Annotated in this window: 23 protein-coding genes and 1 pseudogene; 11 read left to right on the forward strand and 13 right to left on the reverse strand. The window is 69.7% G+C overall.

Annotated elements, in window-relative coordinates; translation table 11 throughout:
* Position 1 precedes the first annotated feature (1 nt).
* From AB0M56_RS26265 to AB0M56_RS26280, 4 genes are all read left to right on the forward strand, one after another.
* Positions 2–811, forward strand: a complete 810-nt coding sequence (locus tag AB0M56_RS26265; protein WP_364180304.1) for an ABC transporter permease — start codon at positions 2–4, stop codon at positions 809–811.
* A complete protein-coding gene (locus AB0M56_RS26270) occupies positions 808–1,884 on the forward strand; it encodes an ABC transporter ATP-binding protein (protein WP_364180306.1) in 1,077 nt (358 codons plus the stop codon). Before AB0M56_RS26265 ends, AB0M56_RS26270 begins: the two co-directional genes overlap by 4 nt.
* 105 nt (positions 1,885–1,989) lie before the next feature.
* Positions 1,990–2,784, forward strand: coding sequence for an HAD-IIA family hydrolase (locus AB0M56_RS26275; protein ID WP_364180308.1), 795 nt, complete (start codon positions 1,990–1,992; stop codon positions 2,782–2,784).
* A 37-nt stretch (positions 2,785–2,821) separates the two neighbouring features.
* Positions 2,822–3,616 (forward strand): metallophosphoesterase family protein, encoded by a 795-nt coding sequence (locus AB0M56_RS26280; protein ID WP_364180310.1) that lies wholly within the window; start codon positions 2,822–2,824, stop codon positions 3,614–3,616.
* Here AB0M56_RS26280 and AB0M56_RS26285 read toward each other — a convergent pair.
* From AB0M56_RS26285 to AB0M56_RS26295, 3 genes are all read right to left on the reverse strand, one after another.
* Positions 3,600–3,986, reverse strand: coding sequence for a YccF domain-containing protein (locus tag AB0M56_RS26285; protein ID WP_364180311.1), 387 nt, complete (start codon positions 3,984–3,986; stop codon positions 3,600–3,602). The two genes, AB0M56_RS26280 and AB0M56_RS26285, sit on opposite strands and share 17 nt — an antisense overlap.
* Positions 3,986–4,762, reverse strand: a complete 777-nt coding sequence (locus tag AB0M56_RS26290; protein ID WP_364180313.1) for a PhzF family phenazine biosynthesis protein — start codon at positions 4,760–4,762, stop codon at positions 3,986–3,988. The genes AB0M56_RS26285 and AB0M56_RS26290 overlap by 1 nt, the downstream gene beginning before the upstream one ends.
* Positions 4,763–5,296: 534 nt before the next feature.
* Positions 5,297–6,232 (reverse strand): hypothetical protein, encoded by a 936-nt coding sequence (locus AB0M56_RS26295; protein WP_364180315.1) that lies wholly within the window; start codon positions 6,230–6,232, stop codon positions 5,297–5,299.
* Between the two features lie 219 nt (positions 6,233–6,451).
* Here AB0M56_RS26295 and AB0M56_RS26300 point away from each other — a divergent pair, with 219 nt between their 5' ends.
* Entirely contained in the window at positions 6,452–6,604 is a 153-nt protein-coding gene (locus tag AB0M56_RS26300; RefSeq protein WP_364180317.1) for a hypothetical protein, read from the forward strand.
* 155 nt (positions 6,605–6,759) lie between these two features.
* Here the strand turns inward: AB0M56_RS26300 and AB0M56_RS26305 are convergent, their stop codons facing one another.
* The 3 genes from AB0M56_RS26305 to AB0M56_RS26315 form a co-directional block, all read right to left on the reverse strand.
* The gene (locus tag AB0M56_RS26305; RefSeq protein ID WP_364180319.1) at positions 6,760–7,248 is read right to left on the reverse strand and encodes a hypothetical protein; all 489 of its coding nucleotides are present in this window, start codon (positions 7,246–7,248) and stop codon (positions 6,760–6,762) included.
* A 100-nt stretch (positions 7,249–7,348) separates the two neighbouring features.
* Complete coding sequence (locus tag AB0M56_RS26310) at positions 7,349–7,906, reverse strand: DUF3558 family protein (RefSeq protein WP_364180321.1); 558 nt, start codon at positions 7,904–7,906, stop codon at positions 7,349–7,351.
* A 90-nt stretch (positions 7,907–7,996) separates the two neighbouring features.
* A complete protein-coding gene (locus AB0M56_RS26315; protein WP_364180323.1) occupies positions 7,997–8,767 on the reverse strand; it encodes an ESX secretion-associated protein EspG in 771 nt (256 codons plus the stop codon).
* 133 nt (positions 8,768–8,900) lie between these two features.
* Between AB0M56_RS26315 and AB0M56_RS26320 the strand changes: the two genes are divergently transcribed.
* Positions 8,901–10,559: an AMP-binding protein gene (locus tag AB0M56_RS26320; RefSeq protein ID WP_364180324.1), complete on the forward strand. Its 1,659-nt coding sequence runs from the start codon at positions 8,901–8,903 to the stop codon at positions 10,557–10,559.
* Between the two features lie 309 nt (positions 10,560–10,868).
* Here the strand turns inward: AB0M56_RS26320 and AB0M56_RS26325 are convergent, their stop codons facing one another.
* Positions 10,869–11,837, reverse strand: a complete 969-nt coding sequence (locus AB0M56_RS26325) for a R2-like ligand-binding oxidase (RefSeq protein ID WP_364180326.1) — start codon at positions 11,835–11,837, stop codon at positions 10,869–10,871.
* Between the two features lie 16 nt (positions 11,838–11,853).
* Positions 11,854–12,492: a TetR family transcriptional regulator gene (locus AB0M56_RS26330; RefSeq protein ID WP_364180327.1), complete on the reverse strand. Its 639-nt coding sequence runs from the start codon at positions 12,490–12,492 to the stop codon at positions 11,854–11,856.
* Between the two features lie 102 nt (positions 12,493–12,594).
* Here AB0M56_RS26330 and AB0M56_RS26335 point away from each other — a divergent pair, with 102 nt between their 5' ends.
* The gene (locus AB0M56_RS26335) at positions 12,595–13,200 is read left to right on the forward strand and encodes an HAD hydrolase-like protein (RefSeq protein WP_364180328.1); all 606 of its coding nucleotides are present in this window, start codon (positions 12,595–12,597) and stop codon (positions 13,198–13,200) included.
* Positions 13,201–13,203: 3 nt separating this feature from the next.
* Here AB0M56_RS26335 and AB0M56_RS26340 read toward each other — a convergent pair whose 3' ends face one another.
* Entirely contained in the window at positions 13,204–13,434 is a 231-nt protein-coding gene (locus AB0M56_RS26340; RefSeq protein ID WP_285972115.1) for a hypothetical protein, read from the reverse strand.
* Between the two features lie 131 nt (positions 13,435–13,565).
* On the opposite strand from AB0M56_RS26340, the gene AB0M56_RS26345 reads away from it, so the two are divergent.
* Positions 13,566–13,952: a cold-shock protein gene (locus AB0M56_RS26345; protein ID WP_364180520.1), complete on the forward strand. Its 387-nt coding sequence runs from the start codon at positions 13,566–13,568 to the stop codon at positions 13,950–13,952.
* Positions 13,953–14,012: 60 nt separating this feature from the next.
* Here AB0M56_RS26345 and AB0M56_RS26350 read toward each other — a convergent pair whose 3' ends face one another.
* Genes AB0M56_RS26350 through AB0M56_RS26360 form a run of 3 tightly spaced genes read right to left on the reverse strand, consistent with a single transcriptional unit; the run spans position 14,013 to position 17,375 of the window.
* Positions 14,013–14,489, reverse strand: a complete 477-nt coding sequence (locus AB0M56_RS26350) for a DUF2771 family protein (protein WP_220244599.1) — start codon at positions 14,487–14,489, stop codon at positions 14,013–14,015.
* Positions 14,490–14,499: 10 nt separating this feature from the next.
* Positions 14,500–16,539 carry an MFS transporter gene (locus tag AB0M56_RS26355; RefSeq protein WP_364180330.1) on the reverse strand — a complete coding sequence of 680 codons (2,040 nt, stop codon included), beginning with the start codon at positions 16,537–16,539 and terminating at the stop codon, positions 14,500–14,502.
* A 38-nt stretch (positions 16,540–16,577) separates the two neighbouring features.
* Positions 16,578–17,375, reverse strand: a complete 798-nt coding sequence (locus tag AB0M56_RS26360; protein ID WP_364180332.1) for a glutaminyl-peptide cyclotransferase — start codon at positions 17,373–17,375, stop codon at positions 16,578–16,580.
* 50 nt (positions 17,376–17,425) lie between these two features.
* Here AB0M56_RS26360 and AB0M56_RS26365 point away from each other — a divergent pair.
* Both AB0M56_RS26365 and AB0M56_RS26370 read left to right on the forward strand, forming a co-directional pair.
* Positions 17,426–18,169: pseudogene (locus AB0M56_RS26365) on the forward strand (DUF3027 domain-containing protein); the annotation flags it as partial.
* Between the two features lie 1,934 nt (positions 18,170–20,103).
* The gene (locus AB0M56_RS26370) at positions 20,104–22,869 is read left to right on the forward strand and encodes a molecular chaperone Hsp90 (RefSeq protein ID WP_364180522.1); all 2,766 of its coding nucleotides are present in this window, start codon (positions 20,104–20,106) and stop codon (positions 22,867–22,869) included.
* Positions 22,870–22,940: 71 nt separating this feature from the next.
* Here the strand turns inward: AB0M56_RS26370 and AB0M56_RS26375 are convergent, their stop codons facing one another.
* Positions 22,941–23,168, reverse strand: coding sequence for a DUF2530 domain-containing protein (locus tag AB0M56_RS26375; RefSeq protein WP_220247183.1), 228 nt, complete (start codon positions 23,166–23,168; stop codon positions 22,941–22,943).
* A 107-nt stretch (positions 23,169–23,275) separates the two neighbouring features.
* Between AB0M56_RS26375 and AB0M56_RS26380 the strand changes: the two genes are divergently transcribed.
* A complete protein-coding gene (locus tag AB0M56_RS26380) occupies positions 23,276–24,742 on the forward strand; it encodes an NCS2 family permease (RefSeq protein WP_364180334.1) in 1,467 nt (488 codons plus the stop codon).
* Positions 24,743–24,794 lie beyond the last annotated feature (52 nt).

The raw sequence follows: 24,794 nt of genomic DNA on the forward strand, positions 1-24,794 counted from the left end.
TGTGGCGGCCGAGCAACGGCCGCCGCATTCGCGGGTTCCCCTTGTTCTCTGGATCCCCGCCGTGGTGGCGCTCGCGCTCGTGGTGCTGCCCGTCGTCGGGCTGCTCGTGCGCTCGGACGTCGCCCGGTTCCCGTCTCTCCTGATCTCGGCGTCTTCGCTGGCCGCGCTCAGGCTGTCGATGATCACGGCGCTGCTCTCGACGGTGGCGTGCGTGATCCTCGGTGTGCCGCTGGCCGTGGTGCTGGCTCGTTCGCGCGTGCGCGGCACGCGGCTGCTGCGCTCGATCGTGCTGCTGCCGCTGGTGCTCCCGCCCGTGGTCGGCGGCCTCGCGCTGCTGTACCTGCTGGGACGCAAGGGTTTCCTCGGCATCCTGATCGGCGCGTTGACCGGGCAGCAGATCCCGTTCACGACCGCGGCCGTGGTGATCGCGCAGACGTTCGTGGCCATGCCGTTCCTGGTCGTGAGCCTCGAAGGGGCACTGCGCGGCTCCGGTGACCGTTACGAGCAGGTGGCTTCGACGCTCGGCGCGCGGCCGTGGACGGTGTTCCGCCGCGTGACGCTGCCGCTGCTGCTGCCGGCGCTCGGCTCCGGTGTGGTGCTCAGCTTCGCCCGCGCGCTGGGCGAGTTCGGCGCGACCATCACGTTCGCCGGTAGCCTGGAAGGCGTCACGCGGACGCTGCCGCTGGAGGTCTACACGCAGGCCGAGGTGGACGTCGACAGTGCGGTGGCGCTCGCCTTGCTGCTGATCGTGGTGGCGATCGTGGTCATCGCGGTGGCGCGGCCGCGGTCGTTCGAAGGTGGTTTCCGGTGACGCTCTCGGCTCGGATCGCGCTCTCGCGCGGCACGTTCTCCCTCGACGTCGAGTTCACCGTGCCCGAGGGAACGGTGCTGGCGCTGCTCGGCCCGAACGGCTCGGGAAAGTCCACTGTGCTCGGTGGCCTGGCCGGGCTCGTGCCCGTGATGTCGGCCGACATCACTTTGTCCGGCCGCGTGCTGGCGGGGGACAAGGTGAACCTGCCGCCGCACGCGCGGGGGATCGGGTTGCTGTCGCAGGACGCGTTGCTGTTCCCGCATCTGTCCGCTTTGGACAATGTCGCTTTCGCCCCGCGTTCGGCCGGTGCGGGCAGGGTGAAGTCCCGGGAAGTGGCCCAGATGTGGCTGGCGGAGGTGGACGCGGCGGCGTTCGCGCGCCGGCGGCCCGGCCAGCTCTCGGGCGGCCAGCAGCAGCGGGTGGCGATCGCGCGGGCGCTGGCTTCGGCGCCGTCGTTGCTGCTGCTCGACGAGCCGTTCGCCGCTCTCGACGTGGACGCGGCGCCCGCGATCCGCGGCCTGCTGCGGCGGGTGCTGCGTGACGGGCCGACGACGGTGCTGGTCACGCACGATCCGCTCGACGCGCTCGCGCTGGCCGACCACGTGGCCGTGATGTCGGGCGGGCGGATCGTCGAACGCGGGCCCACTCGTGAGGTGCTGGCCGCGCCACGCACGGCGTTCACGGCCCGGATCGCGGGGCTCAACCTGGTTGCGGGCGTCGCGGAGGCCGAGGGGCTGCGCACGAAGTCGGGTGACCTGGTGTCGGGGCTGCTTTCGCCGGACGCCGTGCTGGGGGAGGCCGCGGTCGCGGTGTTCGAGCCCAGCGCGGTGGCCGTGTACCCGCACGACGGCGAGCACCACGGCAGCCCGCGCAACACCGCCGAGGCCACGGTCGCGGCCCTGGAACCGCACGGGCCCGTGATCCGGCTGCGCGTGACCGGCGGCGGCTGGGCCGAGGGCCTGACCGCGGACCTGACGCCGGCGGCGGTCGCCGACCTGGAGCTGGAGCCGGGCTCGTCCGTGACGCTGTCGGTGAAGGCCGCGACGGTGGCGGTGCATCCCGCGCAAGCCTGACTGCGTTGTGCCGCAACGGAAATCCGTTGCGGGGGCAGCCTGCCGGGGTGCCGTGGTACGGTTCGCCTGTTTCGATCAAGTACCGCAGAACAGAGGACGGCGAGGGTGACAGAAGGCGGCTGGACGTACCTGAGCGACATGGACGGCGTCCTGGTTCGTGAGGAGCACCTCGTGCCGCGCGCGGACGAGTTCCTCGGCGAGCTGCGGGACAACGGTATCGGCTTCCTGGTGCTCACGAACAACTCCATCTACACCCCGCGCGACCTGCGGGCGCGGCTGCTGCGCACCGGGCTCGACGTCCCGGAGGAGTCGATCTGGACCTCCGCGCTGGCCACGGCGCAGTTCCTCGACTCGCAACGTCCGGGCGGCACGGCGTTCGTGATCGGCGAGGCCGGGCTGACCACCGCGTTGCACGAGGTCGGTTACGTGCTGACCGAACGCGATCCGGACTACGTGGTGCTGGGCGAAACCCGCACGTACAGCTTCAGTTCCATCACCAACGCCATCCGCCTGATCGACCGCGGCGCGAAGTTCATCGCCACCAACCCGGACGCGACCGGCCCGACGATGGAGGGCTCGCTGCCGGCCACCGGGTCCGTCGCGGCGCTGATCGAGAAGGCCACCGGGCGTTCGCCGTACTTTGTAGGCAAGCCGAACCCGCTGATGATGCGCTCGGCGTTGCGGCGGCTCGGTGCGCACTCGGAGTCGACGCTGATGATCGGCGACCGCATGGACACCGACATCCACGCGGGCATCGAAGCGGGGCTGCAGACGGTCCTCGTGCTCACCGGGATTTCCACTCCGGAGTCGGCCGAACGCTATCCGTACCGGCCGACGAAGGTGATCGACTCGGTCGCGGACCTGATCGGGCGAACCCTGGACCCGTTCGGCGAAGGCTGACCGGCGTGTGCGCCGGAGCAGGGCCTATCGTCGAACGATGAGCGTGTATGTGGTGGGCGACGTCCACGGGCACCGCGACGCCCTGGCCGACGCACTGCGCGCCGAGGGGCTCGTCGACAGCGACGGCAAGTGGAGCGGCGCCGAAGACCAGCTGTGGTTCCTCGGCGACTTCGTGGACCGCGGTCCCGACGGCGTCGGCGTGATCGACTTCGTGCGTTCGCTGCAGGAACAGGCGCCGGAGGCGGGCGGCTCCGTGCAGATGCTGCTGGGGAACCACGAGATCCTGCTGCTGGGGATGTACCACTTCGGCGACCGCCAAGTGCCGTCGGACTTCGGGCCGCGCAGCTTCGCGCGCAGCTGGGAGATCAACGGCGGCCTGCTGTCCGATCAGGACCGCCTGACGCCGGAACACATCGAGTGGCTTTCGGCGCGTCCGTTGGTGGCGCTGGTCGACGACCACCTGCTGATGCACTCGGACACGCTGGAGTACCTCGACTGGGGCTCGGACATCACGTCGATCAACGCGTCGGTGGGGGAAATCCTGACCGGCAGCGACATCGAGGCGTGGTGGGACGTCTGGCGCCGGATGACCACGCGCTACGCCTTCCGTGGCCCGGCCGGTGAGGAGAACGCGGACGCGTTGATGGAAGCCCTGGGCGGTTCCCGGATCGTCCACGGCCACAGCGTGATCGCCGACCAGCTGGGCATCCACCCGGCGCAGATCGAGGGGCCTTACCTGTACGCCGGCGGCAAGGCCCTGGGCATCGACGGCGGTTTGTTCGTGGGCGGCCCGTGCCTCGTGGTGCCCTTGCCGTTCACACCTGAGTCGTAGGGACGTCGACGATCTCCTTGCCCAGCGGCATGAGCGACACGGGGATCAGCTTGAAGTTCGCGATCCCCAACGGGATCCCGATGATCGTGATGCACAACGCGATGCCGGTGACCACATGGCCGATCGCCAGCCACAGGCCGGCGAAGATGAACCAGATGATGTTGCCCAGCACCGACCCGACACCCGCGTCGCGCCGGTCGACCACCGTCCGGCCGAACGGCCACAACGCGTAGTTCGCGATCCGGAACGACGCCAGCCCGAACGGGATGGTGATGATCAGGATGCAGCACACGATGCCCGCGACGACGTAGCCCACGGCCATCCAGAATCCGCAGAGCACGAGCCAGATGATGTTCAGCAGCAGGCGCATCAGACGTGCAGCTCCCCACTCACCACAGTGACCGCCCGCCCACTGATGCGGACGCGGTCGCTGTCGAGTTCGGTTTTCACGATCCCGCCTCTTCGGGAGATCTGGTGGCCGGTCAGGTCTTTTCTGCCCAGCTTCCTGGCCCAGTAGGGCGCCAGGGCGCAGTGAGCGGACCCGGTGACGGGATCTTCGTCGACGCCGACGCCGGGGCCGAAGAACCGGCTGACGAAGTCGGCGTTGTCGCCGCTTTCGCCGCTCGCGGTGATGATCATGCGCCCGGTCCAGGTGTTCTTGAGTTCTTGCATCGCCGGTTGTGCCTGGGCGACCTGCTCGGGCCTCTCGAGCTCGACGAACAGGTTCTCCTTGCTGCGGCCGACGTAGAGGGGCTTCACGCCCTCGTCGGCGAGGATGTGGCTGACGTCCTCTTGGGTCTCCCGCGGCTCGTCGACGGGGAAGTCCATCTCGATCCAGCCGTCTTCGTGCTTGGTGCACCGGAGGATGCCGCTGCGGGTCTCGTAGGTCTGGGTTCCGCCGAGGACCTGGGTCGCCGCGATCGTCGCGTGCCCACACAGGTCGACCTCGGTGGCCGGCGTGAACCACCGCAGGCTCGTGGTGCCCTGGCCTTTTCCCTGCTCGACGAACGCGGTTTCGGAGTGCTTCATCTCCGCCGCCACCCGCTGCATCCACGCGTCGTCCCGGGGCTCCTCCAGCACCACCACCCCGGCCGGATTCCCGGCGAACGCCTCCCCGGTGAACGCATCGACCACGTAGAACCGCATGGGGTTGACGGTACCGGGGCGGGGTGGGTGGGGGTGTCAGGGATTAACCCTGGATTTTGTGGGGTGTCGCTTTGTCGACTTGGGCGGTTCGGGCTGGAGCTGAGGTGCCTGGCTTGCTCGCTCGCCGCCCAGGCGCGCACGCCCGCGTGCGGGATGACCTGTGTGGCACCACTCGACGTCGCGGCCTCGCTTTATGCAGCGCACAGGTCGCTGCTTTGCGCCGCGGCGGCGCATGAGCTTGGCTTTGTAGGTTCGCCTTGCGGACGCCGCGGGTTCGCCGCCGCAGGGGTCATTTGTGAGGTGTCAGGCGTTGCCGCGCACCTTTCGCGCTTGATCCACACCGTCCGTTAAGCCCGCCGCGCCGCCGCAGGTCGGCGCGACTGTCGTGGGCGCCTGTGTGAGGTTCGAGTGTCGGCCCCGTCGGCTTCGGCTCTCGGTTCCGCTGTGTTCACGAGCCTGCCGCGCCTGCTCGACCGCGGCAGAAACACCACGCGGCGCCACCCGCAGGCGGCGCCGCGCTCTGTCAGCCGCTACTTACCCGCCGATGACCGGGGGTGTGATCTTCTCCCCGTCGGGCCCGCGTTCGGGGCGAACCTCGAACACCTCGTCGGGGTCTTCCTGGTTGGGGAGCTTGTTCTTGTGCTCCTTGTCGTCTTCCTTCTTCTTGCCGGCCCCAGCCGCGCCGGCCGCTCCGCCCGCACCGGCCTTGCCGGCTTTGCCCGCGTTGGCCGCCGCGGTCGCCCCGCGCTCCAGCCGCTCGCCGGCGCCCTTGCCGGACCCCGGGCCTTCGCCTTCGCCGGGCTTCGCTGTGGCTCCGCCGCCTGATACGCGGCTGCCTGCGAATCCGCCGCCGGACCGACCGCCGCCTGCCCCGGGCCGCCCGCCGCGCAGTGTCTCCTCGCCCGCGCCACCGGCACCACCACCAGGCCCGCCCCCGCCGAACGCCAACGCGTCAGGCGAGAGCCGCCCGAAGCCGCCGCCACTCATGGGCGGCCGGAACCCTCCGCCACCTCCGCCGGTCCCGAGCCCTCCGAACGACCCAGCCCCGGTGCTGACTCCTGGCGGGGTGTACGCGTTGCCACTGAACCCTGCGGGACCACCTGCACCACCAGGCGCTCCTCCGCCGGGTGCCCCACCGCCGGGCGAGCCGAAGCTGCCACCGCCGCTGAGGGCACCCGCGTGCGCGCCGATCCCGGCACCGGGCGTGGCGCTGCTGGCGTGGGTGCTGTTGTCCACGCCGCCCAGCTGCGGGGGTGCGGTGTACGCAGGCTGCGTCGAGGCTGTTTCGTGGTAGGTGTTGTCCAGCCCCTGCATCACCTGCACGGCTTGCTGATGTGCGGCGTCCGCCTGCTGCTGCTTCGCGGCGATGCCGGTCATTGTCTGCGCCGCGGCTGTCGGGTCCCCGCCGGCGAGCTGCTTCGTCGCCTTGTCCATCTCGGCCTGCTGGTTGAACCCGGTGGGCTCCGGCATGTTCTTCTGCGCGTAGTCGGCTGCGGCAGCTTGCTGGGAGTACCGATTGGAACTCAGCTGGGCAGCGTTCGCGGTTTGCGTGGCGTATGTCGCCGTGTTTTGGAAGAACGACCCGGCCTGGGTGGCTGCAGAGCCCTGCCAATCGACATCACTCGAAGAAGCAGCTGCATTGACGGCATTCGCGACATCGGCGAGCCAGTTTCCAAGGTTGTTCGCCACATGGCCGCGGTCGTCGAGGTCGCCTGGTTTCATGTCGACGTGAACCATGTTGTACAAGGTCTGGTGATCGTGCGCCGCGTAATTGGCGTCTGGCGCCGGAGCGTCGGTTCGTGTGCTTTGGCCTTGCAGGAGGTGGTCGCCCTGCGACACTGAGTATTGCGCAGCAGCTTGTTCTGTCCTGGGCTTGACGCCGGCCTCGACATCAGCGCGGTCCTCGGCGCCGAACCTCCGCGCGGCCTCCTGTTGCGTGTGCTGCGTTTCGGCGTAGTAGTCAGCTTCGTACTGGCGATGCTCAGCAGGTCCGCGTGTCATGAGTCAGCGCTCCGGAACCTGTTCAGCGCGTCAACGTGGGCGTTCTCGGTTTCGTTGTAGTTGTTGCGTGCGATTTGCAGCGCTTGTTTGACTTGTTCAATGCCCTTGCGGAGTAGTTCCAAGTTCGGGATCAGCGATTGCTTGTCTTCCACTGCGACCTTGACGTTGAAGGCGGCTACTTTTTGTGCGTAGTCGCTCGAACCCATGCTTGCTCGAGTCGCCAGGCCCTCCATCTGAAACCTGATCTCGTCATATCCCTGAAGAAAGGTGTCACAGACGTTGAGGTACTTCTTGAGGCCAGCTTCATTGATCGCGAACCCGCCGCTCTTGGCGAGGTCCATAAACTGTTGGGCGCCGGCATTGATCTGTTTGGCGGCGGCTGGATCCGTTGCACCTTCGGCGAGGGTGTCGAGGAAGTTGGCGCCGCTGGTGCTTGCCGCGGGTGTCGCTGGCGGCGGTCCGCCGAAATGGGCTCCCGTGCTCATGCGTGCTCCACCCTCCCTGTCTCCTCAACGTTCACTGCTCACTGTAAAGAGCTGACGCCTCTATGTCAGCGCTTTGGCTGGCTCACCGACGTGTGGGCGATCACCGGTCTGGAGGCAGGAGGGGCTCGACCTTCGTCGCCACGTTTCCGGCCGAGGTGCAGGCTTGATCGGTATTTCCGCTGGTCAGGGTTACGATGATGGTCGCGCGTGCGCTGTGTGTGACCTCCATCATCACGACGCAGTCACCTTCGGCTCCGATGTTCTCAGGAGCAAGGACCGATGGCCGCCCGTTTACATCTCCGGTCTGAGCCTTCGCGGGGTTGGCGATCCCGTCGTTGATCGTGCGGTCGCTTTCAAGGGCTAGGCCGACTGTCGCCTCCGAGGTGTGGGTGTCGCAGGAGTGCTCGGAGTTCACCGTGCTCGGTGCTGATGCCGGATAGCCTTGCCCAGCGAGTGCTTGGTCAAGAAGCGAGCAAGGGTTCATGCCGACGAACGGATCCGACCCATTGCTGCTGGATGGAGCCGACGTTGGGCTGCTCGGCGTGGTGGCTCCGGATGTTGGGCTGCCGTTCACTGTGTTGTCGCATGCCGAGAGTGTGGCTACCACCGCGACGGCTCCGATGAGGCCAAACCAGCGTGGGGTGATCGATCCAGTCACCTGGTGAACACTACGGGTAGACGCGTAGAGCCCGCGAGAAGATGAGCGAATTGGCCGGTACGAGGCTCGGCGCCAAGTCGATAAGACGACTCAGCGAATGCCTTCCTCAATCGTCTCGAACAGCCACCTACGCAGGTGAGACCCGTCCGAAGGCACGAACCGCAGCCGGAAGCCGCCATCGCGGAGCGGTTCCGAGAACGTGACGTACCGGCCGCCGTCGGTGTCGACGAAGGTGGCAGTCGACACCGGCCGCAACGCCCCGTGGCGGGGTCGCAAGGAGAGCTCTACAGTCCCGTGACGGTGGAGTGGCCACTGGGAGTAAGAGCCGAGAGCGTCCCGATCGCGGCGAGAAGGAGCCGAGGTGAAGTCGCGGTCCGAAAAGTCCGAATCATCCGACGAGGCAGATGAATGCCGAGCTGGCGCCTGCGTAAGAGAAACAGGAGCGACCGGCAGCGGCGGGTAAGCCGGGAACATGCTCAACACCGTCTCCACCAGCCGATCCGGCCGCGTCTGCTCGAAGCGGATCCCATCCGAAAACGAGGACGAAAACACCCCCAGCCCCTCACCCACACAAGCCCGGTACAGCACCGTCCCCGAAGGAAGCTCCGCGGCACGCACGATGATCAACACCTCAGGCCGCGTCCAAGCCTGCAAGGTGGCCAGAACGTCATGGTCCAGCTTGTCGGAGACAGCCAACCCCCGAGAACGCAGCGCGTCCCAAGCCTCATCCGACAGGCGCGCGTGGTCGGAAAGAGTCAGGCCAGGGCTGCGGATCTCGAAGGGATGCCACGAAGCCGGCAGGCCGCTCCGGCGGACGGCGACGTCGACTTCGGTCCAGCTCAGGGAGAACTCCTCCGGCACGGCCCAACCCCAACCCCTCGTGAAACGAACCCGCACCGAGCGTAGCGGAAGGTGGGTTTCCGGCCGGGTGGTCGTCGAACCGTGGGGTTCCTAGACTCGCGGGTGTCGACGAAGACCCCACCGGGAGGCAACCATGCCCGACGCGCCCGCCCTGCCCAGTTACGCCTCCGGGACGTCCGACGTCCCCCTGCTGGGTGACACCATCGGGGACAACCTCGACCGCACCGTGGCCGCGTTCCCCGAGCGCGACGCGATGGTGGACCGCGCGGCCGGCACGAAGTGGTCGTATGCCGACCTCAGGAAAGACGTCGACCAGCTCGCGCACGGGCTCGTCGCCACCGGGATCGGCAAGGGGGACCGCGTCGGGATCTGGTCGCCGAATCGCGCGGAGTGGACGCTCCTCCAGTACGCGACGGCCAAGATCGGCGCGATCCTCGTCAACATCAACCCCGCGTATCGGTCGCACGAGCTCGAATACGTGCTCAACCAGTCCGGCGTGCGGATGCTGGTCGCGGCGGACAAGTTCAAGACGTCGGACTACGCGGCGATGGTGGAGCAGGTCCGGCCGAACTGCGCGGGGCTCGAGTTCGTGGTGCTGTTGGGCACCGACGCCTGGACGGACCTCATGGCCAAGGGCGAGGGTGGCGACCCGGCCAAGCTGAGCGCACTCCAGCAGAACCTGAGCGCCGACGACCCCATCAACATCCAGTACACCTCCGGCACCACGGGCTTCCCCAAGGGCGCCACGCTGTCCCACCACAACATCCTCAACAACGGCTACTTCGTCGGCGAGCTCTGCAACTACACCGAAGAAGACCGCGTGTGCATCCCCGTGCCGTTCTACCACTGCTTCGGCATGGTGATGGGCAACCTTGCGTGCACCAGCCACGGCGCGTGCATGGTGATCCCGGCGCCGGCGTTCGACCCGCGCGCGACGTTGGAGGCCGTGGAGGCGGAGCGGTGCACGTCGCTGTACGGAGTACCGACGATGTTCATCGCGGAGCTGAACCACCCGGACTTCGGCGAGTTCGACCTGTCGTCGCTGCGCACCGGGATCATGGCGGGCTCGCCTTGCCCGGTCGAGGTGATGAAGCAGGTGATCGACCGGATGGGCATGACGGAAGTGTCGATCTGCTACGGCATGACGGAAACCTCGCCGGTCTCCACACAGACGCGCGCGGACGATTCGGTGGAGCGCCGCGTGTCCACCGTCGGCCGCGTCGGGCCGCACCTCGAGTCCAAAGTGGTGGATCCCGAGACGGGCCTCACCGTGCCGCGCGGCGTGCCCGGCGAGCTCTGCACGCGCGGTTACTCCGTGATGCTCGGTTACTGGGAACAGCCCGACAAGACGGCCGAGGCGATCGACGCCGCGCGCTGGATGCACACCGGCGACCTCGCCGTGATGGACGAGGCCGGCTACCTCAACATCACCGGCCGCATCAAGGACATGGTGATCCGCGGCGGCGAGAACGTGTACCCGCGCGAGATCGAGGAGTTCCTCTACACGCACCCGGACGTGCTCGACGCACAGGTCATCGGCGTGCCCGACGTCAAGTACGGCGAAGAGCTCATGGCCTGGATCCAGATGCGCGAGGGTGCGCGGCCGCTCACCGCCGAGGCCGTGCGCGAGTTCTCGCAGGGCAAGCTGGCGCACTACAAGATCCCGCGCTACGTCCACATCGTCGACGGGTTCCCGATGACCGTGACGGGCAAGGTGCGCAAGGTCGAGATGCGCGAGCAGTCCGTGACGCTGCTGGGCCTCGAAGACGCTGCTTCGGCGAAACACGCATAGGGCAGGCAACCGGACAACAGAGTCGCGCGCGTTCCCCCTCCCTCGGAGACCGACGGAGGGGGAACAACGTGAGGGTCAGTCGAAGAGCGTTCGTCGCGGGGGTGGCGGCGGCGATCTCCGTGCTCGCACCAGCGGACACTGCCATGACCGATCGAACCCGCGCGGCGGCCCGGGCACACTTCCGCGGCGGCACTGCTGATCAACTCCCGCGGCCTTACCGCGGAGATGTCCGACGGCGTCATCTGGCACGGCGTGATCTGGAGGTGACGCGGCGGGCCGTCCCCGAAGGGGTCGGGGGCGGCCTGTCCGTCAGGAAGCCGCTGCGGCCGCCTCGGCCAGCGCCTTCTCGTCTTCCTCCCCGAAGGTCTCCTCCAGTTGCTCCGGCGAGTAGTCCAGGTCGATCTGCTCCACCGGCGTCCCGCGGGCCGACTCGATGGCGCCCAACCGCCGTTGCGCGCGGTCGGCCGCGTACTGGAGCAGCTCCTGCGGGTCGTTGTCGAAGGGGACTTCCTCGAACTGGTCCTGCACCCACTGGATCATGTTGAGCGCGTGGGGCAGCAGTTCGCCCATGCGCTGCTGCACGGCGTCCCACATCGAGTCGTCGGCGGCGACGTGGCGGCGGCAGGTGAAGGTGCCCCACGCCATGTGGCGGCGTTCGTCGTCGCCGATGTGGCGGACGAGGTCCTGCATGCCGGGCAGGATCTGGTTCTGGGTGCAGATGAGCTGCCACGAGTAGTAGCCCGTCAGCGCGAGGCTGCCCTCGATCACGTGGTTGTACGTGACGCTCGCGCGGATCTGGTTGAGGGGACTGGGATCGTCCTCCAGGGCGCGCAGCGACCGCGGCAGCTCTTCGTAGAAAAGCTTGCGGTAGTGGGGGTTTTCGGCGACGTACGGGTGCAGATCGTCGTCGAGGCCGACGGCGTCCATCCAGCGGCGGAAGACCTCGACGTGCTTGGCCTCCTCGAAGCAGAACTGCGTCAGGTACATCTCGTCGCCGAAGCGGCCGGTCGAGGACATCGCGCGCATGAAGGGCTGGATGTCCTCCGTCACGGCCTCCTCGCCGGCGATGAACTGCGCCACGAGGTACGTCGTCGAGCGGCGCTGCTCCGGCGTCAGGCTTTCCCAGCCCTCGCGTTCGCGGCTGAAGTCGAGGTCGGCGGGGTTCCAGAACTTCTTGTTGCCCTTCACGAACAGGCGCAGCGGGAACGAGTCCCAGTTGAGCCCACCCTTGCGCAGCGACGAAAACCCGCTGCGCAGCTCGGGAAGCGTGTCCGTCATGTCCGGCCCTTTCGTGTCACTCCGTTGTGGACGAATCTGTGGACGATTTCGTGGACGAGCGTGTCGGCGAATCCGCCAGGAAGCTCTCGATCGCCGGCGCCAGAACCGCCACCACGGCGTCGGCCGCTTCGGTCGCGGAGTGCGTCGGCAGCACCAGGTGGCTCAGGGACAGCCGCACCACCGTCTCCGCCAATAGTGCGGCGGACTTCTGCGACAGGCGGGGCTCCAGCGAACGGTACTGCTCGGTCGCCAGGTCGGCGGCGGCCGTGAGGATGGGCTCGCCCTTGGTGGTGAGCAGGGGGAGCAGGTCCTCGCCCGCCTCCGTGCCGAGCGCGGCGGCGACGAGCCGGTTCTCGCGGGCGTGCTCGATCGTGTAGACGACGGCGCCGTGGATGCCGGGGATCAGCCCGTCGGCGTTCTCGAAGCGGCGGCGGATTCCGTCGAGGAACTCCGCCGCCGTGCGCAGCGCCACGGCCTGTGTGAGCGCCGCCTTGCTGCCGAACTCGTTGTAGACGGTCTGCCTGCTCACGCCGGCGCGCGCCGCGACGTCGGCCATGCGAAGCGCCTGGTAGCCGCGGTCGGGGAGCAGGTCCGCGGCCGCGTCGAGCAGTGCTTCGCGCAGCGATGCCTTGGTGCGCTCGGTGAAGCTCGTCACACCGCCAGCTTGACACAGATCGAGGTCGTGTCAAGAAGGTTTACTGGCCACGATCGGATGTACAGGGCGGTTCTGTCGGTGGTCCCCGCTACCGTGGCGGACGTGGGCATCACCGTGGGCTTCGACCTGGACATGACAATGATCGACCCGCGGCCGGGCATGGTCGCGGCGATGAACGCGCTGGGCGTGGAGTCGGGCCTGTCGCTCGACGGCGAGCACTTCGCCGCCAACCTCGGCCCGCCGCTCGACGACATCCTGCGCGGCTTCGAGGCGCCCGAGGAGCGGATCCCGGGTCTCGTGGACCGGTTCCGTGCGCTGTACCCCGGCCTCGTCGTGCCGAGCACCGTCGCGTTGCCAGGAGCGGCGGAAGCGCTGAAGGCCGTGCGCGCGGCGGGCGGGCGCACGCTCGTGGTCACCGGCAAGTACGGGCCCAACGCGCGCCTGCACGTCGAGGCGCTCGGGCTGGAGGTCGACGAGCTCGTGGGCGAGCTGTGGTCCACGCAGAAAGCCGTGGCGCTCAAAGAGCACGATGCGCGGGCGTATGTCGGAGATCACCTCGGCGACGTCCGGGGTGCCCGCGCGGCCGGCGCGCTCGCCGTCGGCGTCACCACCGGGCCGTGCACGAGGGAAGAACTGCTCGCCGAGGGAGCCGACGTGGTGTTCGGCTCGCTGGCGCAGTTCCCGGAGTGGTTCGCCGGCGCGTTCTGAGGCTCAGCCGTGCTTGCCGGCGCGCGCCTCGCGGACCAGCGCGATCAGGCCGAGCAGCAGGCCCAGTGGCGTCACCACCCCGGCGACCGCGCTGAGCCACACCGGCAGGTTCTCCAGACCGGCGGCGAACATGATGAACACGGCCAGCACGGCGAGCAGCCCGATGGCGAACAGGCCGATCCCAATCCGCATGAGGATCGGTTTGCCCGCGGTCTGCTTTGCTGCGTTGTCCATGGCGCTGAGGGTAACGGCCGTATCCGCTTCTCCCCAGGGCATGTGGCGAGATACGCTAAGCGGACGCGCGCCCTGGGTACGCCCGGGGCGCGTTCGTCGTGAGCAGCACAGCAGAAGGACTGGTGAGGGAAGTGCCGACCGGCAAGGTCAAGTGGTACGACGCGGAGAAGGGGTTCGGGTTCGTCACGCAGGACGGCGGAGCCGACGTCTACATCCGCAAGGCCGCGCTGCCGCAGGGCGTCGAGGGGCTCAAGGCCGGGCAGCGACTGGAGTTCGGCGTCGCCGACGGCCGTCGCGGGCCGCAGGCGCTCTCCGTCCGGCTGCTGGACCCGCCGCCGTCGGTCGCCGAAGCGCGCCGGCGTCCCGCCGAGGAGCTGCACGGCCTGATCGAGGACATGATCAAGCTCCTCGAGCTGAAGGTCCAGCCCGACCTGCGTCGCAACCGCTACCCGGATCGCAAGAACACCAAGCAGATCGCGGAGATCTTGCGCGCGGTCGCCCGGGACCTGGATCCCTAAACCCGCGTCGGAGGCTGGGGTGAAGGGCATCTCGACGGGTGCCCTTCACCCGTCGTGCCGTCAGGCGGGCTGAACCTGCAGCGACCACAGGGCCGAGGTGATCGGCTCCGCATCGTTGGGGTCACCCGTGCGGCTGACCACGGTGGCCTGCGCGATCTCCACCACCACGATCTGGTCGTCCTTCGTGGGCGGCGTCGCGGTGTAGGCGTAGCGGTCGCCGCTGGTGATGATGTCTTCCTTCAACGGCTGGGGCTGGCCCTTGCCGTTGACGAACTGCACCGTCACCTTCCACGGACCTTCCGCGACCTCCTTCGGCACGGAGATCTGCACGGACTTGCCCGGGCGCAGCTTCAGCGTGCCCGCGGCGCCGGGGTTGGCGGCGCAGATGCCGGTCTTGACGTCGCAGTTGCCGATGGGCCCGACGTTGATCGTGTGCCCATCGCCGTAGAACGTCACCTCGGCCGGCCCGGGCGCCGAGCAGCCGGCCACGGCGAGACCACCGGCCGCGAGCACGGCCACCAATCGGGAACGTCGCATGGTCCGAAGATTACCGGCGCTCTCGCGGCAGACCCTGCGCGGGGAAGCTGCCGGTCGGTTCGGGCCGCAGTGGCCGGTTTCCGCCCAGCCCCGGCAGCAGCGAACCGCCGCGCTGCACGAGATAGGTCTGCGTGAGGCCGACGGCGAGCAGCACCGTGACCACGAGGAAGCCGATCCAGTACGTCGGCGGCAGCAGCAGGCCCACGGCACCGCCGATGCACCAGGCCAGCTGCAGCACCGTTTCCGAGCGCCCGAACGCCGACGCGCGCGACTGCTCCGGCAGGTCTTCCTGGATCACGGCGTCGAGGCTGATCTTCGCGAGCGCGCTCGCCGTGGCGCCGACGAGGCCGACGACCGCGGCCGTCGCGAGTCCGGGCAGGAGGGTGGCGATGAGCGTCACACCTGTGCACGCGGTTACGCACCACACGATCACCTGGTCCGGCGCGCCGAACTGCAGGCGCGAGCCCAGCGCGTTGCCGACGAAGCCACCCGCTCCGGCCGCGGCGCCGATGATGCCCAGCAGGAGCAGCTGCATGAACGGGCTGTGGCCCGTGCCCTCCGTCTGCGCCTTCACCGCGAACGCGGCGAACATCATGAGGAACCCGGTGAGCACGCGCACGGATCCGTTGCCCCACAAGGCGACCACGATGTGGCGGCCCATCGGCTGGCGTTGTTTCTTCTGCTTCGGCTCGGGCCGCGCCGACAGCGACGTGGGCACCTCGCCCTCGGTCACCTCGACCCACGACGGGATTCGCATCGACTGCACGGCCGCGGCCACGCAGATCAACGCGGTGAACCACAGCGCGCCCGCGGAACCGCTGATCGCGTTGACGCCGCTGGCCAGCCCGCCGAACACGCCTGCGGCGACGAGGCCGAAGATCGTGAGCCGCGCGTTGGTCTTCGACAGCGTGATCTCCGGCGGCACCACGCGGGGCGTGATGGCGGCCTTGAGCACGGTGAACGACTTCGACAGCACCATCATCCCGAGCGCGGCGGGGTAGAGCAGCCAGTCGTCGAAGTGCAGCGCCATCACCACGGCCATGAGGCCCTGGCCGATCGACGCCACGCACATCGCGAGCCGGCGGCCGCGCTGGATCTTGTCCAGCGCCGGGCCGATCACGGGCGCGACGAGCGCGAACGGCGCGATGGTGATCAGTAGGTACAGCGCCACTTTGCCCTTGCTCTCGCCGCTGGTGGCGGCGAAGAAGAGCGTGTTGGCGAGCGCGATGGCCATCGCGGCGTCGCTGGCGTAGTTGAGCATCACCGCGTACATCAGCGACGTGAGGCCCGACTTGTCCGCGCCGTCGGCCTTGGTGGCGCGCTGGAACATGCCGATGGCCTGTCCGCTCAGCTGCCGGCTGCGCAACGCGGCGACGCGCGTGACGGTGATCTTCTTCGGCAGCTTCGGGATCGAGCCGGCACCGGGGACCGCGGTGGTGCGGAGTTCTTCGTCACGTTCGGGGTCGACGCGCGGCTCGCCGGCGTAGCCGCCGGTGTCGTAGTGCTCGTATTCGCCGCTGCCGGGCCGGGGACTGTCCTGGCGTGGCCGGACGGGTTCGGTGCGGTGGTCTTGCGGCGGGTACGGCCGCGCCCCCCTGGATGGCGGCGGCCGGTGGCCGAGGGGGACGGTGCCGGTGGGGGCCTCGTCGGCCGTCGGGGTGCGGGGTTCGTCGTAGAACGGGCTTCGGGCGCGCGGCTCCCGGCCTTCGGCGGGGATGCGCTCAGGACGGGGGCGGGGCTCGTACCGCTCTTCGTATCGCTCAGGACGGGCGCGGGGCTCGTGCCGCTCTTCGTATCGCTCAGGACGGGCGCGCGGCGGGTCGGCCGGGACGCGCCGGGTCGGGGGCTCCGCCGGGACGCCCCGGGTCGGTGGTTCGACCGGGTGCGCGGCGGGGTCGACGTGGGTGGGCTGCGGCGAGTCGCGCCAGGAGCGGGCCTGGGCGGCGCTCGGCTCCGGCGTCCACTTGCGCTTGGACTTCCGGCCGCGACCCTTGCCCGACCGCCCGGAGAAGGTGCCGTCGGGTTCGGAGTGCGAACCGAAGAGTGCCACGCGTCAATCCTGCCTCATCCGGGTGCCGTTCCGCCCGATCACGTGCCGTTCTGTGTCCCGGCGGCGCCGGCGGGTACGAACTTCACCCGGTACATCGCGGGCCAGAGCTTGCCCGTGACGAGGAATTCGTCGGTGCCGGGGACGGCCGCGATGCCGTTGAGCACGTCTTCTCCGGGGTTGACCGGGGTGCGAAGTCCGCCGGCGTCGATGCGTCCGGTGATGTGTCCGGTTTTGGAATCGATGCGCAGGATGGTGCCGGTTTTCCACACGTTCGCGTACACGGTGTCACCGACGCACTCGAGTTCGTTGAGCTGGTCCACTCCGACGTCGACGCTCCCGGTGACCGCAAACGTCTGCGGGTCACGGAACGTGAGCTGCGAGGTGCCGTTGCTCATGACCAGACGCCCGCTGGGCTGGTGGCACAGGCCCCAGCCCTCGCCGTTGAAGGGCACGCGGCGCAGCTCCGCCAAGGTTTTCGAATCGCGTTCGATGGCGAAGCCGTCCTGCCAGGTCAGCTGCCACAGCTTGGGCCCGAGGATCGTGATGCCCTCCGCGAACAGCGGCGACGGCAGCGCCACGCGCGTGGTGGACGTCTGACCGGCGGGGCCGGCGGTGAGCGCGGACTCGCCGGAGAGGCCGCGGCTCTCGTACAGCGTCGTGCCGGCGAACTCGAGGCCCTCGGTGAAGGCCGACGTGTCGTGCGGCAGCGTCTGCAGCACCTGCACAGTGAGGTCTTCGGGCGAGGGTTGTGTCGCCTGCGTGCCGGCGCAACCGCCGAGCAGGGCCACCGCCAGCAGCGGCCAGATCAACCGGGTTCGCGTGGGGGGAGTGCGCACGGGAACAGCCTGGCACGGGCGGCGCGGATGCGTGCGGCACAATTGGCGTCATGACGTTGCTGTTGACCCTGGACGACGGCTCTATCCAGCGGAAGCTCGCGGACGCGGAAGACTTTGCGCGCGAAGCTGTGCTGGCGGACGCCCCGGCCGAGCAGGTCGGCGAGCACGTCGGCGTGACCTCCGAGGACGCCGTCTCGGCGACCCACCTGTTCGAGGCGTCGGTGCCCGGCTACCGCGGCTGGCGCTGGGCCGTGACGGTCGCCGTCGCCGGCCTGGACGAGCCGGTGACCGTGAGCGAGCTCGCCCTCCTGCCCGGCCCGGACTCCCTGGTCGCACCCACGTGGGTCCCCTGGGAGCAACGCGTGCGCGCCGGCGACCTCGGCGTGGGCGACATCTTCCCCACCGACAAGGACGACCCGCGCCTCGCGCCCGCGTACCTGCTGTCCGACGACCCGGCCGTCGAAGAGGTCGCCCACGACGTCGGCTTGGGCCGCGTCCACGTCCTGTCCCGCTACGGCCGCCAGGACGCCGCCACCCGCTGGCACGGCGGCGAGTTCGGCCCGCGCTCCGACATGGCCCGGAGTGCTCCGGCGACTTGCGGCTCCTGTGGGTTTTTCGTGCCGCTCGCCGGGTCTCTGCGCGGCGCGTTCGGGGTGTGCACCAACGACATCGCCCCGGCCGACGGCCACGTGGTGGACGTCGAGTACGGGTGCGGGGCGCATTCCGAGGTGGAAGTGGAGATCACCTCGTCGATCCCGGTGGCGGAACTGGTTTATGACGACTCGTTGATCGACTTCGTTTCGGATGCTGAGCCTGAGGCCTCGCCGGCGGCTGCTGCTGCTTCGTCGGAGGAGGCTTCGTCGGCTGCCGCTGAAGAGGCTTCCACCGTGGCGACGGTGGAGCCGGAGGCTGCTGCTGAGGTTGCCGCTGTTGAGGTGGCGCTTGAGGAGACTGCGTCGGCTGGGATCACCCCGGCCGCCGAAACCCTCGCGACGAACGCGGCCGCGGAGACGGCTTCGGCCGCTTCTTCGGACACGACCGCCGCCGGGCAGCCCGCGGCCACGGTCTCTGCCGAGCCGGCCGCCGATGCGGTGGACTCGATCGCCGTCGCCGAGCCGACTGAGGTTGCCCCGGCACCGGAAGCAAATTCCGACACCGCGGCTGTGCCGGCGGAAGCCGAGGTGGTTTCGACGACCTCAGCTCCCTCGGCGGCTCCCGCAGAACAGGACGCCGGGGCTTCGGTCGACTCGATCACCGAGCCGACCGCGGCGGCCCCGGCTCCGGGGGCGACTCCCGCCGATACTGCGGCCGCGACCTCGCAGCCCGAGGCGACTGTCTCTGCGGAGCCGGCTGCGGCGGCCCCGGCTCCGGGGGCTCCCGCCGACACTGCGGCCGCGACCTCGCAGCCTGAGGCGACTGTCTCTGCCGAGTCGGCCACGGCGACTCCCTCGACCGAGGCTGGAACTGCGGACCCGGAGGCGATTGCCTCGGCCGAACCGGCAGCGACGACCTCTGCACCGGAGGCGGCTTCCGCCTCCGAAGCGGCGGGGTTGCCCCCGGCTGCCTTGCCCGAGGTCGAGGCTGCCGAGCCGGCGGTGGAAGGAGCGCCTGCGGACTCGGCCGTTGAAGTTGCGACTTCGCAGGCGGCTCCCGCCACCGAGTCGCTCGCGGAGGCTTCGGCCGACTCGATCGCCGAACCGACTGCGGTCACTCCGGCTCCGGATGCAGCTGCCGACGCCGCGGCTGTGACCTCGGAGCCTGCGGCGCTTGCCTCAACCGAGCCGGTTGCGGCGACCCCGGTTTCTGCGGCAGCTCCCGCCACCGGACCGGCCGCCGAGCCTTCGGTGACCTTGGCCGAGTCGGCTCCGGTTGCGCCGGATGCAGCCGCCGAGACCGCGGCTGCGACCTCGCAGTCCGAGGTGGCTGCCTCTACCGAGTCGGCCGCGGCGGCTGCGGCCTCGGAGGCGGCTCCCGCCGCCGATGCGGTGGCTGCGGCTGCCCCGGCCGCTGAGGTTGAGACTGCTGCTGAGTCGGCCGTGGAAGAAGCGCCTGCTGACTCGGTCGCTGAAGTTGCGGAGCCGCAGGCGGATCAGGCGGCTGAGCCCGCCGCTGCCCCGGCGGCCGATGTGGTTGAGGATTCCGCAGTTGTGACCTCGGAGCCCGAGGCCGCTGCCCCCGCTAAGCCGGCTGCTGCGGCTTGGGAAGCGGTGGGGTTGTGGGCTGATCACACCGCTGAGCAGGGTTCGGAACCGGCCGGCGAGGTTCACGCCGGAGCTTCTGAGGACGCTGCCACTGAGCCGGCAGCGCAGGATGGCGCGGGCGCGGAAACCACAGCGGTCGCCGACCTTGCGGTGCCCGAGGCCCAGGCGGTTTCCGCGGCAGACGAGATCGCGGACAGCGCGGCGCCGGAAGCGGCGACGGTCGAGGAGTCGGCTGCGGAGTCGTTCGAGGAAGCTGCCGGCGATTCTGCGGAACCCGCCGACGCAACGAACGCGACCGAAGCCACCAACGCCGCTGAAGCGCGCGAAGGCGCCGAAGCCGTCGAAGCCGGCGAAGCAGTCCACGCCGCCGAAGCTGGACAGGTTGGCGAAGCGGACCGCGCCGCCGAGGTGCAGGCCGCCGAGGTGCAGGCCGGCGAGGGTGACCTGGGTGCTGAGAGTGGTGACGGCCCCCGGTGAGTGAGGGCGTGGGGGCGGATCCGTTCGGGACGGGGCGGCTGCGCGAGGCGATGTTGCGCGCGTGGCGGGACTCGCCGACGCGGTTTGTGGAGGACACCAACGCCGAGCGCGATCTGAGGGTTGGGGCGTATCGCGATCGGCTGTTCGTGGAGCTGGCGCAGAACGCGGCGGACGCGGCGCAGGCGGCCGAGACCCCCGGCCGGGTCAGGGTGTCCGTTGTGGACGGTGAGCTGAGGTTCGCCAACACCGGGGCGCCGCTGGATACGCGCGGTGTGGAGTCGTTGGCGTCGTTGCGGGCGTCGGCGAAGGATCGGCTGGACACGGTCGGGCGGTTTGGCGTCGGGTTTGCCGCGGTGTTGACCGTGTCCGACGAGCCGCGGGTCGTTTCGGCGCGAGGTGGGGTGCGGTTCTCCGCGGAGCGCACGCGGGAGGCGGCCGGGCGGGACGGGGATGTGCCCGTGCTGAGGCTGCCGTGGCCTGCCGAGGAGGCTCCGCCGGAGGGGTTCGACACGGAGGTGCGGCTGCCGCTGCGGGAGCCGGAGAGTGGGAAGGCGCTGCTCGACGCCCTCCAGGAAGAGATTTCCGACCTTCTGCTCGCCTTGCCGTGGTTGGGTGAGGCTGAAGTGGACGGTCGCGTTTGGACGCGCACCGGCACGGATCAGGTGGAGATCGCCGGGCCCGAGAAGAGCCGAAGGTGGCTGACGCACGAGGGCTGGGCCGTGCCGATCGATGCGGACGGGGTGCCGCAGCCGCTGGGCGAAGACGTGTTGCACGCGCCGACGCCGACGGATGAGGCGTTGTCGCTGCCGGCGCGGTTGATCGCGCCCGTGCCGCTGGAGCCGTCGCGGCGGAGGGCGTTGCCCGGGGCGGCGCTGGACGAGGCGATCGCAGCGGCGGCGAAGAAATACGTCGGGCTCGTCAGGGCTGTGCCGCAGGAGCATCGGTTCGTGCTGGTGCCCCAGGCCGGATTCCCGCGGTCCACAGTGGATGCGCAGCTGAGAGATCAGGTTTTCGCCGAGCTGTCGACGCAGCCATGGCTGTCCACAATGGACAACAAGGAGGTGTCCGGCCGGCAGGCGAAGGTGCTCGACGTCGACGTGCCGGACTTACCGCCACTCTTGGCCGACCTCGTGCCGGGCCTGGTGGCCGCGCCGGCGGGGGCGGCGCGGGCGCTGAAGCCCGTGTCGGCGCAGGCGATCGGCGTCGAGGACGTGCTGGAGGTGCTCACCGGGATCGACCGTGAACCCGGTTGGTGGCACCGGCTGTACGCGGCGCTCGCCGTGGCCGTGGACACGCACGACGTGTCGCCGGCACAGCTCGACGGGCTCCCGGTGCCGCTGTCCGACGGACGCACGCTGCCCGGTGCGCGCGGCACATTGCTGCTCGACGGGTCAAACGAGCTGCTCGAACTCCTGTCCGATGTGGACGTTCCGGGACTGCGGCTCGTGCACCCCGCCGCAGCGCACCCGTTGCTGGAACGCTTGGGCGCCAAGCACGCCGACGCCCGCCAGCTGCTCGAAGCCGAGCAGGTGCAGTACGCCGTGGAACGCAGCGTGGAGGACGTCCGGTCCGGTTTGGACGGGATGAACCTCGCGGGCGCCGTGCTGCGGCTGATCGCGGAGTGCGGTGACGACGCGCCGGAGTGGGCCGGTGCGCTCGCCCTCCCGTCCGAAGACGGCTGGCGCCGGGCCGACGAGCTCGTGCTGCCTTCGTCTCCTCTTCTCGACGTGTTCGACCCTGAAGTGTTCGAAGAGGACGGTGCCCTGTCCGTTCTCGACGAGGAGTTCGCCGAGGACTGGCCACAGCCGACACTCGAAGCGGTCGGCGTGCTCGACTCGTTCGCCGTCGTCCGCGACGAAGAGCCGCACGAGCCCGACCACGGTCTGCCCGACGAAGACACGTGGTGGGACTCGGCCGAACCGACGACTGTCCTGGCGATCAGAGACCTCGACCTCGTCGCCGACGACGCCTGGCCCGCCGCGCTGCGCCTCATCGCCGCGCGCCCGGAGACGTGGCAGGCGCTGCACACGCCCGAAGGCCACGCGGGCTGGTGGCTCGCCCGCTACGCCCTGCTCGCCGGCGAAGCCCCCGGCTCCTGGCGCCTGCCCGCCGCGGCCGACCTCGCGGGCCTCTACGACGAGGTGCCCGACCTCGAGCTCACCGTCGAGCTGCTCCAGGCCGCCGGCGTCCGGACCACGCTCGACCTCGCGACGGCCGAAGACGTCACCGATCTGCTCGACCGCCTCGGCGACCCCGCCCGCACGCTCACGCCGGGCCTCGCCGCGCGCGCCCACCGCGCGCTCGTGCAATCGCCCGTGGACGTCGACGACCTCGACGCCCCGGTCCGCGTCCGCACGGCCGACGCGAGCGTGGCAGACGCCGACAAAGCCGTGGTCCTCGACGTCCCGTGGCCGGCGTCCGCGCTGCCGGCGACCAAGATCGTCGCCGCCCCCGAAGACCCCGAACGCCTCGCCGAACTGCTCGACGTCCCTCTCGCCGGCGCCCTGCCGAACGAGGTGACCAGCGCCGGCGAGTACGTGGCCTGGGCCGACCTGCCCGCGATCCGCCTCGTCGCCGACCAGCTCGGCCTCACCGTGCCCGAGGGCGGCCCGCTGCTGCACGACGCGCTCACCGTGACCGTCGATGGCACCACCGCCGACGTCCCGTGGTGGTCGGACGAGGACAACCGGCTCCACGCCGCCGACACGTCGGAAGGTCTGGCCCGCGCGTTCGCCTGGGCCACCGACCACTGGGCCGAGCGCTACCGCATCACCGCACTGCTCGACGACCCGGCGCCGCACACGTTCCTGAACTAGAGGCGCTGTGTCGAACCAAGCCGTTGCACCGAACTGGAGCCGCGGTGCCGAACTGGAGACGTGGCGCCGAACTAGAGACGTTGCGCCGACTTTGACCCCCGCCGGGCCGCCGCGCGCTGCCAGAAGATGATGCCGAAGCCGATGAACCCCAGGACGATCCCGGCGAACGCCGTCCACACCCACACCCCGTCGGCGACGAAAAAGAGCACCACCAGCGCGACGGCCCACAGCGAGGTACCTACGATCACCACCGGGGTCAGGTCGGTCAGGCGCTTGGGCAGGTCCGGCGTGTGCCGCAACGAGCCCGTAACCTCCGCGGGATTGATCGGTTCATCCACGTGGTGAAGGGTACCCCCGGGCGTTCACGGAACGAGCACGACAGCAGCGAGCAAGACAGGGGCACGGCATGACGGATCAGCGCGAGCGGGAGACCGTGTCCACTCTGGACCGGTTCTTCAAGATCACCGAACGCGGCTCCACGGCCGGGCGGGAGATCCGCGGCGGCGTCGTCACGTTCGTGACCATGGCCTACATCGTGGTGCTCAACCCGCTCATCATCGGCAGCTTCGCCGCGGGCACGCCCTCGGCCCATGCCGACGTGCTCGGCCACATCCTGCCCGTGCCGGCCGTGGCCGCGGTGACGGCGCTGGTCGCCGGTGTGATGACGATCCTGATGGGCCTGATCGCCAACTACCCGTTCGCCATCGCCACCGGTCTGGGCCTCAACAGCCTGCTCGCCGTCACGCTCGCACCCCAGATGACCTGGCCCGAGGCCATGGGCCTGGTGGTGATCGAGGGCGTGATCATCGTCCTGCTGGTCCTCACCGGCTTCCGCACGGCCGTGTTCCGCGCGGTGCCGCCGGCGCTCAAGTCGGCGATCGCGGTCGGCATCGGCCTGTTCATCTGCCTCATCGGGCTCGTCGACGCCGGTTTCGTGCGCCGCCTGCCCGACGACGCGCACACGACCGTCCCGGTCGGCCTCGGCATCAACGGCTCGGTCGCCTCCTGGCCGACGGCCGTGTTCGTGGTCGGCCTGCTGCTCACCGCGATCCTCGTGGCGAAGAAGGTCAAGGGCGCGATCCTCATCGGCGTGCTGGGCTCGACCGTGCTGGCCATCGTCGTCGAGGCGATCGTGAAGGCCGGGCCGTCGAACGGCACAAATCCCAAGGGCTGGAACCTCGGCTACCCGGCGCTTCCGTCGAACGTTCTGGGCATCCCCGACCTGTCGCTGGTCGGCGACGTGTCCTTCGGCGCGTGGACGCGGCTGCCGATCATCACCGTCGTGCTGCTCGTGTTCACGCTCGTGCTCGCCGATTTCTTCGACGCCATGGGCACCATGACCGGCCTCGGCAAGGAAGCCGGCCTGATCGGCAAGGACGGCCAGCTCCCCAACGTCGGGCGCGCCCTGTTCGTCGAGGGCCTCGCCGGCGCGGCCGGTGGCTTCGGCTCGGCCAGCTCCAACACCGTCTTCGTCGAGTCCGCCTCCGGCATCGCGGAGGGCGCGCGCACAGGCCTCGCCAACGTCGTCACCGGCGTGCTCTTCCTCGCCGCCATGTTCCTGACGCCGCTCTACCAGATCGTGCCCGTCGAGGCCGCCGCGCCGGCGCTGGTGGTCGTGGGCGCGCTGATGATGGGACAGGTCCGCGAAATCGATTTCACGGACTTCTCGATCGCGCTGCCGGCCTTCCTGACGATCGTCGTCATGCCATTCACCTACTCCATCGCCAACGGCATCGGCGCGGGCTTCGTGAGCTACGTCGTCATCCGCGCCGCCACCGGCAAGGCCCGCCAGGTCCACCCGCTGATGTGGGTGATCGCGGTGGCGTTCGTGGCCTACTTCGCGGTGGGTCCGATCCAGGCGGCGTTGAGCTGAGCGTGATCGCGGAGGGTGGCGGGGTTCACCCTTCGGCGCCATTTTCGTGAGG

The organism is Amycolatopsis sp. NPDC051372, from assembly GCF_040682095.1.
Taxonomy (GTDB): domain Bacteria; phylum Actinomycetota; class Actinomycetes; order Mycobacteriales; family Pseudonocardiaceae; genus Amycolatopsis.

What these genes read in the sequence shown, in the direction of transcription:
- AB0M56_RS26280 (WP_364180310.1), top strand. Translation starts at nt 2,822, where the DNA reads ATGAGCGTGTATGTGGTGGGCGACGTCCACGGGCACCGCGACGCCCTG.
- AB0M56_RS26285 (WP_364180311.1), bottom strand. Translation starts at nt 3,986, where the DNA reads ATGCGCCTGCTGCTGAACATCATCTGGCTCGTGCTCTGCGGATTCTGG.
- AB0M56_RS26290 (WP_364180313.1), bottom strand. Translation starts at nt 4,762, where the DNA reads ATGCGGTTCTACGTGGTCGATGCGTTCACCGGGGAGGCGTTCGCCGGG.
- AB0M56_RS26295 (WP_364180315.1), bottom strand. Translation starts at nt 6,232, where the DNA reads ATGCCGGAGCCCACCGGGTTCAACCAGCAGGCCGAGATGGACAAGGCG.
- AB0M56_RS26300 (WP_364180317.1), top strand. Translation starts at nt 6,452, where the DNA reads ATGGCCGCGGTCGTCGAGGTCGCCTGGTTTCATGTCGACGTGAACCAT.
- AB0M56_RS26305 (WP_364180319.1), bottom strand. Translation starts at nt 7,248, where the DNA reads ATGAGCACGGGAGCCCATTTCGGCGGACCGCCGCCAGCGACACCCGCG.
- AB0M56_RS26320 (WP_364180324.1), top strand. Translation starts at nt 8,901, where the DNA reads ATGCCCGACGCGCCCGCCCTGCCCAGTTACGCCTCCGGGACGTCCGAC.
- AB0M56_RS26325 (WP_364180326.1), bottom strand. Translation starts at nt 11,837, where the DNA reads ATGACGGACACGCTTCCCGAGCTGCGCAGCGGGTTTTCGTCGCTGCGC.
- AB0M56_RS26340 (WP_285972115.1), bottom strand. Translation starts at nt 13,434, where the DNA reads ATGGACAACGCAGCAAAGCAGACCGCGGGCAAACCGATCCTCATGCGG.
- AB0M56_RS26350 (WP_220244599.1), bottom strand. Translation starts at nt 14,489, where the DNA reads ATGCGACGTTCCCGATTGGTGGCCGTGCTCGCGGCCGGTGGTCTCGCC.
- AB0M56_RS26370 (WP_364180522.1), top strand. Translation starts at nt 20,104, where the DNA reads ATGTTGCGCGCGTGGCGGGACTCGCCGACGCGGTTTGTGGAGGACACC.
- AB0M56_RS26380 (WP_364180334.1), top strand. Translation starts at nt 23,276, where the DNA reads ATGACGGATCAGCGCGAGCGGGAGACCGTGTCCACTCTGGACCGGTTC.